Genomic DNA, 13,588 nt, shown 5'->3' with positions numbered 1-13,588 from the left:
CTGATGTTCACCAAAGTCCTGATCGCCAACCGCGGCGAGATCGCGCTTCGCATTCATCGGGCGTGCAAGGAGATGGGCATCTCCACCGTCGCCGTGCACTCCGAAGCCGACCGCGGCGCCATGTGGGTGCGGCTGGCCGATGAGAGCGTCTGCATCGGTCCCGCCTCGGCGGCCAAATCCTATCTGAACATCCCGTCGATCATCGCGGCGGCCGAGATCACCGGGGCCCAGGCGATCCACCCCGGCTACGGCTTTCTGTCGGAGAACGCGCGGTTCGCCGAGATCGTCGGCGCCCACGGCCTGACCTTCATCGGCCCCAAGCCCGAGCATATCCGGGTGATGGGCGACAAGATCACCGCCAAGCAGACCGTCAAGGATGCGGGCATTCCCGTCGTCCCCGGTTCGGACGGCGAGGTGGAAACGGTCGAAGCCGCCATCGAGGCGTCCAAATCGATCGGCTTCCCCCTGATCGTCAAGGCGGCGGCGGGCGGCGGCGGACGCGGCATGAAGGTGGCCCTGACGCCTGACGATCTGGTCGAGGCGGTTCAGACCGCCCAATCCGAGGCCAAGGCGGCCTTCGGCAACGGCGCCGTCTATATGGAGCGCTACCTCCAGAAGCCACGCCACATCGAGATTCAGGTCATCGCCGACAGCCACGGCAATGTCGTCCACCTGGGCGAACGCGACTGCTCGCTGCAGCGCCGTCACCAGAAGGTGCTGGAAGAGGCCCCCTCGCCCGCACTCTCTGCTGAAGGCAGAAAGAAGATCGGCGAGACGGTCAACAAGGCCATCGCCGCTATCGGCTATCTGGGCGTCGGCACGATCGAATTCCTGTGGGAGGACGGCGAGTTCTTCTTCATCGAGATGAACACCCGCCTGCAAGTCGAGCATCCGGTCACGGAAATGATCACCGGCGTCGATCTGGTCCGCGAACAGGTGCGTATCGCGGCCGGTCTGCCGCTGTCCTTCACCCAGGAGGACATCAAGTTCCAGGGCCACGCCATCGAGGTGCGGATCAACGCTGAAAACCCGGAGACCTTCACGCCCTCGCCGGGCAAGGTCACCGACTTCCACGCGCCGGGCGGCCTGGGCGTGCGGCTGGATAGCGCCATCTACGCCGGCTATTCGATCCCGCCCTATTACGACAGCCTGATCGGCAAGCTGATCGTCCACGGCCGCGACCGCGAGGAGGCCATCGCCCGCCTGAAGCGGTCGCTGAATGAGGTCGTGGTCGGCGGCGTGGACACCACCATCCCCCTGTTCCAGCGCCTGTTGGCCGAGCCCGACATCCTGTCCGGCGACTATGACATCCACTGGCTGGAGAAGTGGGCCGCCCGTCAGAAGGGCGACGCCTGACCGACCCCGACTACAGCGCCAGCGGGCCGTTCGGCGGCTTCGGCCCCGAGGACCTGCTGGCCTGTTACGCCCGGGGCGTCTTCCCGATGGCCGAGTCGCGCGACGATCCGCGTGTCTTCATCATCGAGCCCGAGCAGCGCGGCGTCATCCCGCTGGATGGCTTCCATATCCCCACCCGCCTGCGCCGAACCGTCCGGGGCGAGCCTTTCGAGGTACGGGTGGATACGGCCTTCGAAGCTGTGCTGGACGGCTGTGCTGCGGCGCAAGGGCCCGAGCGTCAGGACACCTGGATCAACGCGCCGATCCGCCGCCTGTACGCCGCCCTGTTCGCCCAGGGCCATGTCCATTCGATCGAATGCTGGAAGGACGAACGGCTGATGGGGGGCCTGTACGGCGTCTCCCTGGGCGGCGCCTTCTTCGGCGAAAGCATGTTCAGCCGCGAGCGGGACGCCTCAAAAGTCGCCCTGGTCCATCTGGTCGCACGGTTGAGAAAGGGTGGCTGGAGCCTGCTGGACGCACAGTTCCTGACCGAACACCTCAGCCAGTTCGGGGCGGTCGAGACGCCCCAGGCGGCCTATCTGCGTCGCCTGAAGCCGGCGCTCAGGACTGTCGTCGACGAGACCGCCCTGTGGGGGCCGATGAGCGGCGCCGAGGCCGTCGCGCTGGCGACGGCGGGCGGCTGATTTCCGGCTGTCCGGACACGCTATTCCGGCGTCCGGACAGGTTCGCGCTGGCGACGGCGTAAGGGATGCGGCCTCTTCAGGCGCATGACCCAAGCCGCTTCAAACACCCCGCCCCTCCCCGCACGCGCCCTCTGGCGCGACGCGTTTGAGATTGCTGTGACAGTGATCGTCGCCCTCGTGTTGGCCACGGCCTTTCGCACCATCGCCTACCAGCCCTTCACCATTCCCAGCTCCTCGATGGAGCCGGGACTGGTGGTCGGCGACTACATCGTCGTCTCCAAATTCGCCTATGGCTGGAGCAGGGCCTCCCTGCCCGCAGGCCGTCCAGAGGGCGAGGGTCGGCTGGGTCAGCGTCAGCCCCGGCGGGGCGACGTCGTCGTCTTCCGCCTGCCGCGCGATCCGAAACAGGTCTGGATCAAACGGGTGATCGGCCTGCCGGGCGACGCGGTTCAGGTGCGGGGCGGAACCGTCTTCGTCAATGACCGGCCTATCCCCCAGACCCGGCTGGGCATCACCCAAGACCATGACGATCCGGCCCGCACGGTGCGGTTGGTGGCCGAGACCCTGCCCAACGGCAAACACTATGTCACCTATGACGGCGGTCCCGACCTGCCCGGCGACGACACCGAAATCTATCGGGTGCCGGCCGGCCGTTATCTGATGATGGGCGACAATCGCGACAACTCGCTGGACGGGCGCTGGCCCGCCTCGGTCGGGGTCGGTCTGTTGCCCGCCCAGAACATCATAGGGAGAGCGGAGTTCATCGCCTGGTCCTGGAAGCCGGGCGCGGCCCTGGTCAAGCCCTGGACCTGGACCCAGTTGCGCGGAGGCCGGTTCTTCGTCCCGATCCGTTAGAGCCTGATCGGTTGAGGTGGAATCGCTTCGCGGTTCCGTCCGAAATGATCATGCTCTAGGTTCAATCGACATTCAGCTTACTGCGGTCAGGCCGCTCTTCCCGCGTCAGAGGGCCTTAATGCGGCGACCGGGTTCGTCACAGCGATCACGGCGGATTCACAGCGGTCACGACGCCGTCGGAACGCGCCGTGTTCGCCGTGACCTCGTCGTGCCCCGTTGTGATGAATCCACCCTCAATCGGCGCTCCGCCGCCAGACGTTTTCCCTTCCGCTGACGCGGGAAGGAAGACTGACACTCAATCGAATAGAGTCTTCAACGCCCGAGGCGCCTCTCCTGGGTCGGCGGCTGCGCGCCGCCCGGCAGGACGGCGGCAGGCCAATGTCGATTGGCCCTAGCGGGCGCGGAACTCTTCGAAGCTAAGACGGCCGTCATGGTCGCGGTCCAGGCGATCAAAGGCGGTTCGGGTCGGCGTCACGCTCTCAGCCAGGGACGGCGCGGCGACGCCCCCCAGGGCCAGGGCGGCCAGAACCGCCGCCAGGAGCAGGCGGCCGTCGAACCGGCGTGGACGCGCGGCCAGTTCGGCGTCGATGAAACGGCGAAGCACGTCGCTGGCGGTGCGGCCCTCGGCGCGACAACGCGCCATGAAGGCCGTCTTGGTGTCGTGCGGCAGACGGATTTCGATGGTCTCCGTCTTCTTCAGCGGCCGAGGCGCCATGTCGCCGCCCGCCCCGCTCAGTTCTTACAGCCTACGACCCAGGCGTCGTAGTTCGGGTGCTGAAGCCCGCTGACGGCCGGAGACGAGGCGAACATCCAACCGCGGAAGACTTGGCGCGGCTCGGCCGAGGCGGCGCCTCGGCTCTGAACCGCGACCTGAAGATAGGCGATGGCGTCTTCGGTCAGTTCGTCGGGCGTGGAGACTTCGCAGGCGCGGGCGGTGAAGATCAGATTCTTGTTGAACCGGACCGGCCGACCGCCGACCTCGACCTCGAACTTCATCGTCTCGGCCGTGGTCTTGTCCAGGGCCTGGATGACGGCGAACTTGCGCCGCTGACGGCGGGCTGGAGTCTCGGGCTGTTCGATCGGCTTTTCGGCCACCGGCGCTTCCGCCTCGACCTCTTCCTCGGCTTTTTCGGCCACGGCCGCGTCCTCGGCGATTTGAACCGACGGTGGAGGAGAGACGGCGATCGGCGCGCGAGGCGCAGGCGTGCCAGAGGGGGCCGTCTCGGTCGGGACGGCCGGCGTCGCCGGCGTGTTTCTCAGGATTTCGCCGATCGGATCCTGTTGAACCGGACGCGCGTCGCGGGGCGCATCCTGAAGGACGCTGGCGGTGACCGCCCCGGCGCTGAGCGCCAGCACGAGGCTCGCCCCAGCCGTCAGCAGCCGATTCCGTCTCACTCGGGCGTCCAGGCCTGATAATCGCCCGTGGCCGCCGGGCGCTTGGCCTCTGCGGCCAGCGAGCCCTGCGGACGCCAAGCCATGGGCGTGCCCGTCAGATTGGGCAGATGGTCCTTTTCCCACGGGCGGCGCAACAGGGGCGCCTCGGTCGGCGGCAGGTCAAAGGTGTAACGCAGCCAGCCGTGCCAGTCCGGCGACACCTTCGTGGCGTCTGCATAGCCTTCATAGACGACCCAGCGACGCTTGCGGCCGTCATAGCTGGAGTGGTCCTTGGCCTCGTAATATTTGTTGCCGAACTCATCGGTCCCGACGAAGCGGCCGCGCTTGGCGATCGTAAACAGGGTGCCGATCGTGGCCCCATTCCACCAGGCGAAAATTTTGTTCAGCACGTCGTCAAACCCACGCGAAAAGACGCCGCGGGCGAAACCCCGACGGTCGGGCGCGATCATAGAAACCCCAGCCCCGTTCGTCCAGCATTGAGGCGCGCCCACGGCGGCCGGCCGCTTTCGATCCTTTCCGCGCGACGCGAGGGGAAAGGATCGAACCTAAACCTGTGAATCTGTTTAGAACCGAACTGCCCTCGGGGGTGTTCTAAGCGTCGCCCTTCGGCGGATCACTTGAGGATGCGAGATTTGGACAAGGACAGGCGGAACGCCAACGACGGTCAGGTGGAGGCCCTGGACGCCGAGCGAATCGCCGATGAGGTCGCTGGAATCGACCGCGGGACCGATCCCTTCGTCGCCGCCGTGCGGGCGACCCGCATGCCGATGATTGTGACAAACCCTCGTCTGCCGGATAATCCGGTCGTCTTCGCCAATGACGCCTTCTGCCGGTTGACCGGCTATGAGCGGTCCGAAATTCTCGGTCGAAACTGCCGGTTCCTGCAAGGGCCGGAGACCGAGCCGGAGACGGTCAAGCGCATCCACAGGGCTGTGAAAGACGCCGCGCCGATCGAGATCGACATCCGCAACTATCGCAAGGACGGGTCCGCCTTCTGGAACCGCCTGTTGCTGGCGCCGGTCTATGACGGCTACGGCGACCTGGCCTATTTCTTCGCCAGTCAGTTGGACGTCACACGCGACCGGGAAAAGGTCGAGGGGCTGAAATCCCGCAACGCCGCCCTGTCGGCGGAGCTGACGAACCGCCTGACCCTTGCGCAGGAACGCGAGCGCGAACTTGAGCTGGCGATGGCCGCCGGGGGGCTGGGCGCCTGGAGCGTGGATGTGGCCAGCCGATCCTTGGCGGCCTCGGAGGCCTACAAGGCCCTGCTGGGATGGCCGAGCGATCGGCCGATGACCTATGAGGATCGTCAGTCGCTGATCCACCCTGAGGATCGCGACGCCGTTCGCGCCCAGAGCGACGCCACGATTAACGACGGCGCGGACTACGACATCACCCACCGCATCGTGACGCCCCAGGGCGAAACCCGCTGGATGAAGGCGCGCGGCGTGCTGATCAGCGATGCGGACGGCGCGCCGCTTCGTATCGCGGGCGTGACCCAGGACATCACCCGCGAAGTGCGGTCCCAGAAGATGCGGACCGCCCTGGTGGAGCTGTCGGACGCCCTGCGCGATCTGGACGACCCCGCCGACATCTCCTACGCAGCGGCCCAGGTTCTGGGCCGCACCCTGGAGGTCAGCCGCGCCGGTTACGGCCTGGTCGATCGACAGGCCGAGACGATCACCATCGACCGCGACTGGAACGCGCCTGGAATAAAGACGCTGGCCGGCGTGCTGCACTTCCGCGACTACGGCTCCTACATCGAGGAGCTGAAGCGCGGCGAGACCGCCGTAATCGCCGACGCGCGGCTGGACCCCCGCACGTCCCAGACGGCCCAGGCGCTGGAGGCTATCAGCGCGCGCGCCTTCGTCAACATGCCCTTGACCGAACAGGGCGGTCTGGTGGCCCTGCTCTATCTGAACCACGCCACGACCCGTGCATGGCCTGAAGACGAAATGGCCTTCATCCGCGACGTGGCCGAGCGGACTCGCGCCGCGACGGAACGCCGACGGGTCGAGCGCAACCTCGCGGACCTGGCGGCTTCTCTGGAACGTCAAGTCGAAGAGCGGACCGCCGCCTTGATGAAGAGCGAGGAGGCTCTGCGCCAATCCCAGAAGATGGAGGCGGTCGGACAGCTCACCGGCGGCATCGCCCATGACTTCAACAATCTGCTGACGGGCATAACCGGAAGCCTGGATCTGTTGGCCAAGCGGCTGGCCGAAGGGCGGATCAATGAGGCGGATCGCTTCATCACCGCCGCCCAGGGCGCCGCGCGCCGCGCCTCGTCCCTGACTCACCGCCTGCTGGCCTTCTCGCGTCGCCAGACCCTGGCCCCTCGCCCCACCGATCTGGCCCGGCTGGCGAGGGGGATGGAGGAGCTGATCCAGCGTACCATGGGGCCGGGCATCACCGTCGAAGCCGTGCACGGGGGCGGTCTGTGGCCCGTGCTGGTGGATCCGGGTCAGTTGGAAAACGCCTTGCTGAACCTGTGTATCAACGCCCGAGACGCCATGCCCGAGGGCGGGAAACTGACCATCGAAAGCGGCAATCGCTGGCTGGACGAGCGGGTGGCGGCGGAATGCGAACTGCCGCCGGGCCAATATGTGTCGCTGTGCGTGTCCGACACGGGCGAAGGCATGACGCCGGACGTCGTGGCTAGGGCCTTCGAACCCTTCTTCACCACCAAGCCGATCGGCCAGGGCACGGGTCTGGGCCTGTCGATGATCTATGGATTCGCCCGCCAGTCAGGCGGACAGGTCCGAATCTATTCGGAACCGGGCCAAGGGACGATGGTCTGCCTGTACCTGCCCCGCCACCTGGGCGCGGCCGAAGCGCCCGAGCCGACGCCGAGCGCGGCCGACACGCCCCAGGCGATGGCGGGCCAGACGATCCTGATCGTGGACGACGAACCGACGGTGCGGATGCTGGCCTCGGAAGTCCTGGGTCAGTTGGGTTACGCGACCATGGAGGCCGAGGACGGAAAGGCCGGCCTCGCGACGCTGAACACCGACCGCCCCATCGATCTCCTGATCACCGACGTCGGCTTGCCTGGCGGGATGAACGGCCGCCAAGTGGCCGACGCTGCGCGCGCGGTCCGGCCCGATCTGAAGGTGTTGTTCGTCACCGGCTATGCCGAGAACGCCGTCCTCAGCCACGGCCACCTCGACCCGGGAATGCACATACTGACCAAGCCCTTCGCCATGGACGAACTGGCCCGGCGGGTTAAGGCCATCCTCACCGCCGACTGAGAGCCGATCCGCCGAAACATCGGAACGGCTCAGATTATTTTGAGAATGCGATTGACTCGCATTACTGGCCCTTTTACGGCGCTCCGCACGAACTCAGCGAGCGGGGGATGCCATGTCGCGACTTCACCTTCTGGCCTCTACGGCCATCGCCGTTCTGGCTCTGAGCCCGCTTGGGGCCAGGGCGCAAACGGTCGATCAGACGACGACGCTGGATGAGATCGTCGTCACCGGCGAAAAGACGGATCGCTCGTTGCAGGACACCCCGACCAGCGTCGGCGTCGTCACCGCGCGCCGGATCAACCAAGAAGCCATCCAGTCGCTGGCCGAAATCTTCCAGCGCACCGCCAACATGTCCGAGACCTACGGCCACAACGGCTTCACGATTCGGGGCATCAACAACAACGGCGTGTCGGGCGGCGGCGACTCTTCCCTGGCGACCATCTATGTCGATGGCGCGCCCCTGCCCGCCGCCATCACGTTCAACGGTCCGACCGACGTCTGGGACATGCGTCAGGTGGAGGTCTTCCGCGGACCGCAATCGACGCTGCAAGGTCTGAACGCCCTGGCCGGCGCCGTGGTGATGCGGACCGTGGACCCGACCTTCGACTGGGACCTTCGCACCCGCGCCACCATCGCCTCGCCTGACGAAACCACATTGGCGGTCGCCGGAGGCGGGCCTCTTATCGCGGACGAGCTGGCGTTCCGCCTGTCGGCTGAAAAGCGGGACGGCGACGGCTTCACGCACAATGTGACCCTGGACCAGCCTGAAGACCCGGTCGACAGTCTGACGGTACGGGGACGGCTGCTGTGGACGCCCAAGGCTCTGCCGGGATTCGAGGCGCGCCTGGGCTACACCCGGTTCGAAAGCGACGGCGGCTACCTGTTCGTCTACACCAACACCAATGCGCCGGACTTCTACGAGAACCGGCGGGCTTTCTCGGACACGGCCAACCTGAGCCATGTCGAGGCCGATCTGGCGACCCTTGAGCTAACCCAAAGGCTGTCCGACCGGCTGTCGATCTCGGCCGTGACCTCCTGGAGCGATGTGGCCCAGCGTGTTCAGTACGACGGCGACGGGACGGCCCAGGCCGTCAGCTACGGCAAGAACGGCGACGACTTCGAGACCCTGACCCAGGAGTTGCGCCTCAACTATCAAGGCGACCGTCTGCACGGCCTGATCGGCGCCTTCTATTATGATCGCGATCAGAGGCGCATTTCGGCCAGCCGCACCGACGTGCCGACGCCGGTCAACACCATTGCGGGCCTCCTGAGCGCCGGCGGCTTCCCGACCTCCGCCGCAGCCGCTATCGCCGCCCAATACGCCGCCGTCCTGCCCGTCATTCCCGTGGACTATACGGGCGATTTTCCCGCCCAGGTCACGACCTACGCCCTGTTCGGCGACGGCGAGTGGAACCTGACCGACCGCCTGTCGATCGTGGGCGGCTTCCGCTGGGATCATGAGGAAAACACCACCCAGGTCACGCAATCGGCCCGGTTCGCCGGCGTCTATCCCGATCCGGCGGCCTTCGGCGCGGCGGGTTCGCCCCTGTATCTGGCTGTGACCGGAATCAATGCCGGGGTGGCCGCCATGGTGGCCCAGGCGGGATCGGCCACGCCCCCCGCCACGCGAGAATTCGAGGCCTTTCTGCCGAAGCTGGGCGTACTCTACGACCTGACGCCGGACGTGACCGCAGGTTTCGTCGTCCAGCGCGGCTATCGTTCCGGCGGATCCAGCAGCAATACGGCCCGATCCCAGCTGTTCGCCTATGATCCCGAATACACCTGGAACTATGAGGCTTCCCTGCGCTCCGCCTGGCTGGACGGCGCCCTGACCGTCAACGCCAACGCCTACTATGTCGATTGGACTGACCAGCAGGTCAATGTGAACTTCGGCATCAACCTGTACGACAGCCACACGGTCAACGCCGGTCGGTCGCATCTGTACGGCTTCGAGATCGAGACGGCGCACCGGCTTTCGTCCACCTTCGACTGGTACGCCTCTGCCGGTTACACCCGCACCCAGTTCGACGAGTTCACGACCACGGTGAACGGCCAGACCAGCGATCTGACCGGCTCGGAGTTTTCGTTCGCCCCCCGTTGGACCCTGGCCCTGGGCGGCAACTACCGCTGGGGCGACGGCTTCGTCGCCAATCTGAACGCCAACTATCGATCCGAGGTGTTCACCAGCACCGGATTCAGCCAGGGCGACAGCCGCGTCAGCGGCCGCACCCTGGTCAATGGAAAGATCGGCTATGAGACCGGCCCCTGGGGCGCCTATGTCTACGCCAAAAACCTCTTCGACGAACACTATATGAGCTACGACCGCGCCCAGACGAACCAGGCCGTTCTGGGCGATCCGCGGGTCGTCGGCCTGATGCTTCAGGCGCGCTGGTGAGCCCCGAGGCGACCACCCTCCTCGCGTCGATCCCCCTGATCGCCGGCGGGGTCGGCGGGGCGCGGCTGCTGCGCCGCGCCTGGGGGGATCGCTCGGCGCGCCGCCCGTTGTGGATCGTCGGCGGCTGGGCGCTGCTGGCGACACTTACCTTCGCATACGCCTTCTGGCTGGGGCCGGCGCGCGGTCCCTTCATCGCCGTGACGCTGATCTCGGTCTGCGTCCTTCTGGTGGTGGCCTGGGGCATGGAGCGGCGCACCGCGCGCGGACGGGCCGAACGCAGCCTGGCGCCCGAACCGTCCAACCGAGGCGCCAAGGCCTGGCGCGGCTGGCTTCGGGCTCTTCTGGCCGGACCGATCGGCATGATCGCCGCCATGGGCACCGCCATCGCCTTCGTCGCCTTCTGTCCGGGCGCGGCCGAGACCCGGCTGGTGCTGGGCGGGCTGCTGGCGCCCCTGCTGTGGGGCGCCGCCATGGCCTGGACCCTGGCCGACGACAAGATCCTGCGCGCCACCGCCGTCCTGGTCGGCGTCAGCCTGGCGACCTTCGCCGCCGCCATGCTCAAGGGGTTCTGACGATGAAGGACAACCGCCTCGATCCCGCGCCCAAGAAGGCCGGCAAGCCCATCTGGCCCAAGGTCCCGGCTGGATTCGTCCGGTCCGTCCTGGCAGGCCACTCCGCCCTCGGCCTGGCCTTCGCAGCCTTGATCTATCTGGTCTGTTTCTCAGGATCGGTCGCCGTCTTCGCGCGGGAGTTCCAGCGTTGGGAACAGCCGAATGCGACGCCCATCGCCGCAGTGACGCCGGCCGCCCTGCAGACCGCCATGGAACAGGCCATCGCTCGTTCCTCGACGACGGTGGAGCATGTCCGCATCCTGCCCCCCACCCCGGACCTGCCTCGCTTGACGGTGAGCACGGACGCCGACGGCGTGGAGCATACCTACGCCGCGGATGCGGCCGGGCGACTGGGGGATGAAGGCGAGGCCGTCTGGACTGAGTTCATGGTCCTGCTGCACACCGCCCTGCATCTGCCCCGCGCCTGGGGCGGCTTCGTCGTGGGTCTGGCGGGGGTCGCCCTTCTGTCCTCGCTGATCTCTGGCGTCCTGGCCCATCCGCGCGTGTTCAAGGACGCCTTTCATCTACGCTGGGGCGGCGCCAAGCGGCTGCAGGAAGCCGATCTGCACAATCGGGCGGGTGTGTGGGCCCTGCCCTTTCACGTCATCGTCTCGCTGACGGGCGCCCTGTTGGGCCTCAGCACCCTCATCGTCGGAATTCTGGCCCTGGCCATGTTCCAGGGCGACACCTCCAAGGCCTACGCCCTGTTCGTTCCGGTCATTCCCGACGATCCGCGCCCGGCCGTCGCCCCGCCCGATCTGGCCGCCGCCGTCGAGGCGGCCCAGCGGCTGGCGCCCGATGCGCGACCGACCTTCATCAGCATCGAACACCCCGCCGAACAGGGGCAGACGGTGATGGTCAACCTCGCCAGACCCAATCGCGTGGCGGCGGGCTCCAGCCTCTATTTCGACGGCCAGGGGCGTCTGCTCGACATATCCAGAACGACGGAGCCTAACCTGGGCCAGAAGATCCTGGCCTCTCTGGGGCCGCTGCATTTCGGCTGGTTCGGGGGCATCGTGGTCAAACTCGCCTATGGGCTTCTGGGTCTGGCCCTGACGGCGGTCACGGCCAGCGGCGTCGCCATCTGGTTGGCGCGGCGACGCGACAAGGGACGCCCCGCCCCGCGATGGGAACGGATCTGGATCGGCGCGGTCTGGAGCCAACCCCTGGCCTTCGCCGCCTCGGCCCTGATCGTGCTGGCCTTATCCTCCACCGCCGCCTCGACGCCCCTGCTGGTCTGGGGTCTGGTCACGGGGACGACCCTGGGGCTGTCAGTCTGGGTCGAACCGGCGCGGTTGTCGCGCATCCTGCGGCTCGTCTCCGCCGTCGCCCTGGGGCTGGTCGTGCTGACACACCTGCTTCGCCAAGGCGCCCATTACGAAGACTCCGCCGCCTGGGCCATGAACGGCGCCCTGATCGCCATCGCCGCCCTCCTGGCCTGGACGGTTCTAAGGCCTGCAATCCGCCGGACGAGTCAGGCGGCGACCGCGGAACAGACCCGGGCCACATAGTCGGCATGGGACGGCATGACCGCCACGCATTTGCCGATCACCGTCTCCACATCGTTCAGGAACCGCTCGATCTCCGCTTCGGGCGTGACGTCGACCAGCGGATCATAGCCGGCGGGGATCACACCCTGGCCCAGGAAGACCTGAATCCAGCTTTCCTCGGTGAACAGCTCATCGTCCTCGCGGAAGACCCGGCCGTTGGCGCGGAACAGGTCCATCTTGCGCTGGAGGGTGTCCGGAACGGCCATGTCGCGGCAATCCCTCCAGAAGAGCGTGTCGTCCCGCTGGGTCGCCTTGTAATGCAGGATGACGAAGTCGCGGATCCGCTCATATTCAAAGTCCATCTGACGATTGAACTCGGCGATGGTGGTCGGGTCGAAACCGCCGTCCGGCATCAGTCGCACCAGACGGGTCAGGACCGACTGGATCAGATGCAGGCTGGTGGATTCCAAAGGCTCCAGAAAGCCGGAGGCCAGACCGGCCGCGACGCAGTTCTTGTTCCAGACCTGGCGTCGCTTGCCCGCGACGAAACGGATGCGATTGGGTTCGGCCAGCTGTTCCCCATCCAGATTGGACAGCAGAATCCGTTCGGCCTCCGCCTCGTCCATATAGCGGCTGGAATAGACGTGGCCGTTGCCGGTGCGGTGCTGCAACGGAATGCGCCACTGCCATCCGGCCGGCCGGGCGGTGGCGCGCGTGTAGGGGGTAAAGGGCTCGGTGCGGGCGCAGGGCACGGCCAAGGCCCTGTCGCAGGGCAGCCAATGGGTCCAGTCCTCATAGCCGGTCTTCATCGCCTCTTCGATGATCAGGCCGCGAAAGCCCGAGCAGTCGATGAAGAGATCGGCCGCCTCCACCGCCCCGTCCTCCATCGTCACTGACTGGACGAAGCCGTCGTCGGGCCGCAACTGAACCGAGGCGATCTTGCCCTCGCGCCGTCGCACCCCCGCCGCCTCCGACAGACCGCGCAGATATTTGGCGTAAAGACCGGCGTCAAAATGGAAGGCATGGGCGATATGGCCCAGCGGCGAACCATTTCTCTGGGGATCGGCCCGCATGAAACGGTTCTGCAAGGCCGCCGCCGTATTGATCGAATAGGCGGCGAAGTCCGACGCGCGACCCGCAGCGCGCATCTTCAGCCAGTATTGGTGGCAGCGCAGCCATTCCAGATCGCGCCCGATGACGCCGAAGCCGTGGATGTAGCTGGAGCCGATCCGGTCCCAGTCGATGAACTGGATGCCCAGTTTGAAACTGGCCTGGGTCCGCCGCATGAAGTCGGCCTCGTCCAAACCGATCAGCGCGTTGAAGGTCTTGATCGCCGGAATGGTCGCTTCGCCCACGCCGACCGTGCCGATCGCTTCCGATTCGATCAGGGTGATGTCGTAAAGCCCCCGAAACAGGCGGGAGAACAAGGCCGCCGCCATCCAGCCGGCCGAACCGCCCCCGACGATCAGGATCTTCTTCAACTGGCGCACGCTCACATTTCCTCGTTTTTCGGGAAACTTGGCAGCAAGCGACGCGACTCGGCAAGAGCGGCGAT

At 66.6% G+C, this 13,588-nt stretch carries 11 protein-coding genes; 7 read left to right on the top strand and 4 right to left on the bottom strand.

What is annotated here, in order from left to right; translation table 11 throughout:
* Positions 1-3 precede the first annotated feature (3 nt).
* From accC to lepB, 3 genes are all read left to right on the top strand, one after another.
* Positions 4-1,356 (top strand): acetyl-CoA carboxylase biotin carboxylase subunit, encoded by a 1,353-nt coding sequence (gene accC, locus ACW178_RS08045; protein WP_054765364.1) that lies wholly within the window; start codon positions 4-6, stop codon positions 1,354-1,356.
* On the top strand, positions 1,353-2,039 hold the full coding sequence (aat, locus tag ACW178_RS08040; RefSeq protein WP_191555679.1) for a leucyl/phenylalanyl-tRNA--protein transferase: 687 nt from the start codon (positions 1,353-1,355) through the stop codon (positions 2,037-2,039). The genes accC and aat overlap by 4 nt, the downstream gene beginning before the upstream one ends.
* A gap of 84 nt (positions 2,040-2,123) precedes the next feature.
* On the top strand, positions 2,124-2,894 hold the full coding sequence (lepB, locus tag ACW178_RS08035; RefSeq protein ID WP_182713681.1) for a signal peptidase I: 771 nt from the start codon (positions 2,124-2,126) through the stop codon (positions 2,892-2,894).
* Between the two features lie 391 nt (positions 2,895-3,285).
* On the opposite strand, the gene ACW178_RS08030 is transcribed toward lepB, so the two are convergent.
* From ACW178_RS08030 to ACW178_RS08020, 3 genes are read right to left on the bottom strand one after another with little or no spacing between them, the layout of a single operon-like run.
* Entirely contained in the window at positions 3,286-3,609 is a 324-nt protein-coding gene (locus tag ACW178_RS08030) for an EF-hand domain-containing protein (RefSeq protein ID WP_054765362.1), read from the bottom strand.
* Between the two features lie 17 nt (positions 3,610-3,626).
* Positions 3,627-4,289: a DUF2155 domain-containing protein gene (locus ACW178_RS08025; RefSeq protein ID WP_054765361.1), complete on the bottom strand. Its 663-nt coding sequence runs from the start codon at positions 4,287-4,289 to the stop codon at positions 3,627-3,629.
* A complete protein-coding gene (locus ACW178_RS08020) occupies positions 4,286-4,678 on the bottom strand; it encodes an NADH:ubiquinone oxidoreductase subunit NDUFA12 (RefSeq protein WP_054766897.1) in 393 nt (130 codons plus the stop codon). Before ACW178_RS08020 ends, ACW178_RS08025 begins: the two co-directional genes overlap by 4 nt.
* Positions 4,679-4,921: 243 nt before the next feature.
* Between ACW178_RS08020 and ACW178_RS08015 the strand changes: the two genes are divergently transcribed.
* The 4 genes from ACW178_RS08015 to ACW178_RS08000 all read left to right on the top strand — a co-directional run bounded on the left by ACW178_RS08015 (position 4,922) and on the right by ACW178_RS08000 (position 12,054).
* The gene (locus ACW178_RS08015; RefSeq protein WP_224761386.1) at positions 4,922-7,537 is read left to right on the top strand and encodes a PAS domain-containing protein; all 2,616 of its coding nucleotides are present in this window, start codon (positions 4,922-4,924) and stop codon (positions 7,535-7,537) included.
* 112 nt (positions 7,538-7,649) lie between these two features.
* Positions 7,650-9,932, top strand: coding sequence for a TonB-dependent receptor (locus ACW178_RS08010; RefSeq protein ID WP_287105477.1), 2,283 nt, complete (start codon positions 7,650-7,652; stop codon positions 9,930-9,932).
* Positions 9,929-10,504 carry a hypothetical protein gene (locus ACW178_RS08005; protein WP_182713685.1) on the top strand — a complete coding sequence of 192 codons (576 nt, stop codon included), beginning with the start codon at positions 9,929-9,931 and terminating at the stop codon, positions 10,502-10,504. The genes ACW178_RS08010 and ACW178_RS08005 overlap by 4 nt, the downstream gene beginning before the upstream one ends.
* Before the next feature lie 2 nt (positions 10,505-10,506).
* On the top strand, positions 10,507-12,054 hold the full coding sequence (locus ACW178_RS08000) for a PepSY-associated TM helix domain-containing protein (RefSeq protein ID WP_287105478.1): 1,548 nt from the start codon (positions 10,507-10,509) through the stop codon (positions 12,052-12,054).
* Here ACW178_RS08000 and ACW178_RS07995 read toward each other — a convergent pair.
* On the bottom strand, positions 12,018-13,523 hold the full coding sequence (locus tag ACW178_RS07995) for a tryptophan halogenase family protein (RefSeq protein ID WP_287105479.1): 1,506 nt from the start codon (positions 13,521-13,523) through the stop codon (positions 12,018-12,020). The genes ACW178_RS08000 and ACW178_RS07995 overlap by 37 nt on opposite strands.
* Positions 13,524-13,588: the final 65 nt, after the last annotated feature.

It is taken from the genome of Brevundimonas sp. AVps4, from assembly GCF_058681525.1.
This window is presented reverse-complemented; position numbering and strand designations above follow the sequence as displayed.

Bases quoted from the DNA above. Each gene is read 5' to 3' on its own strand.
- ACW178_RS08010 (WP_287105477.1), top strand. From the start codon at position 7,650: ATGTCGCGACTTCACCTTCTGGCCTCTACGGCCATCGCCGTTCTGGCT.
- ACW178_RS08000 (WP_287105478.1), top strand. From the start codon at position 10,507: ATGAAGGACAACCGCCTCGATCCCGCGCCCAAGAAGGCCGGCAAGCCC.
- accC (WP_054765364.1), top strand. From the start codon at position 4: ATGTTCACCAAAGTCCTGATCGCCAACCGCGGCGAGATCGCGCTTCGC.
- lepB (WP_182713681.1), top strand. From the start codon at position 2,124: ATGACCCAAGCCGCTTCAAACACCCCGCCCCTCCCCGCACGCGCCCTC.
- ACW178_RS08030 (WP_054765362.1), bottom strand. From the start codon at position 3,609: ATGGCGCCTCGGCCGCTGAAGAAGACGGAGACCATCGAAATCCGTCTG.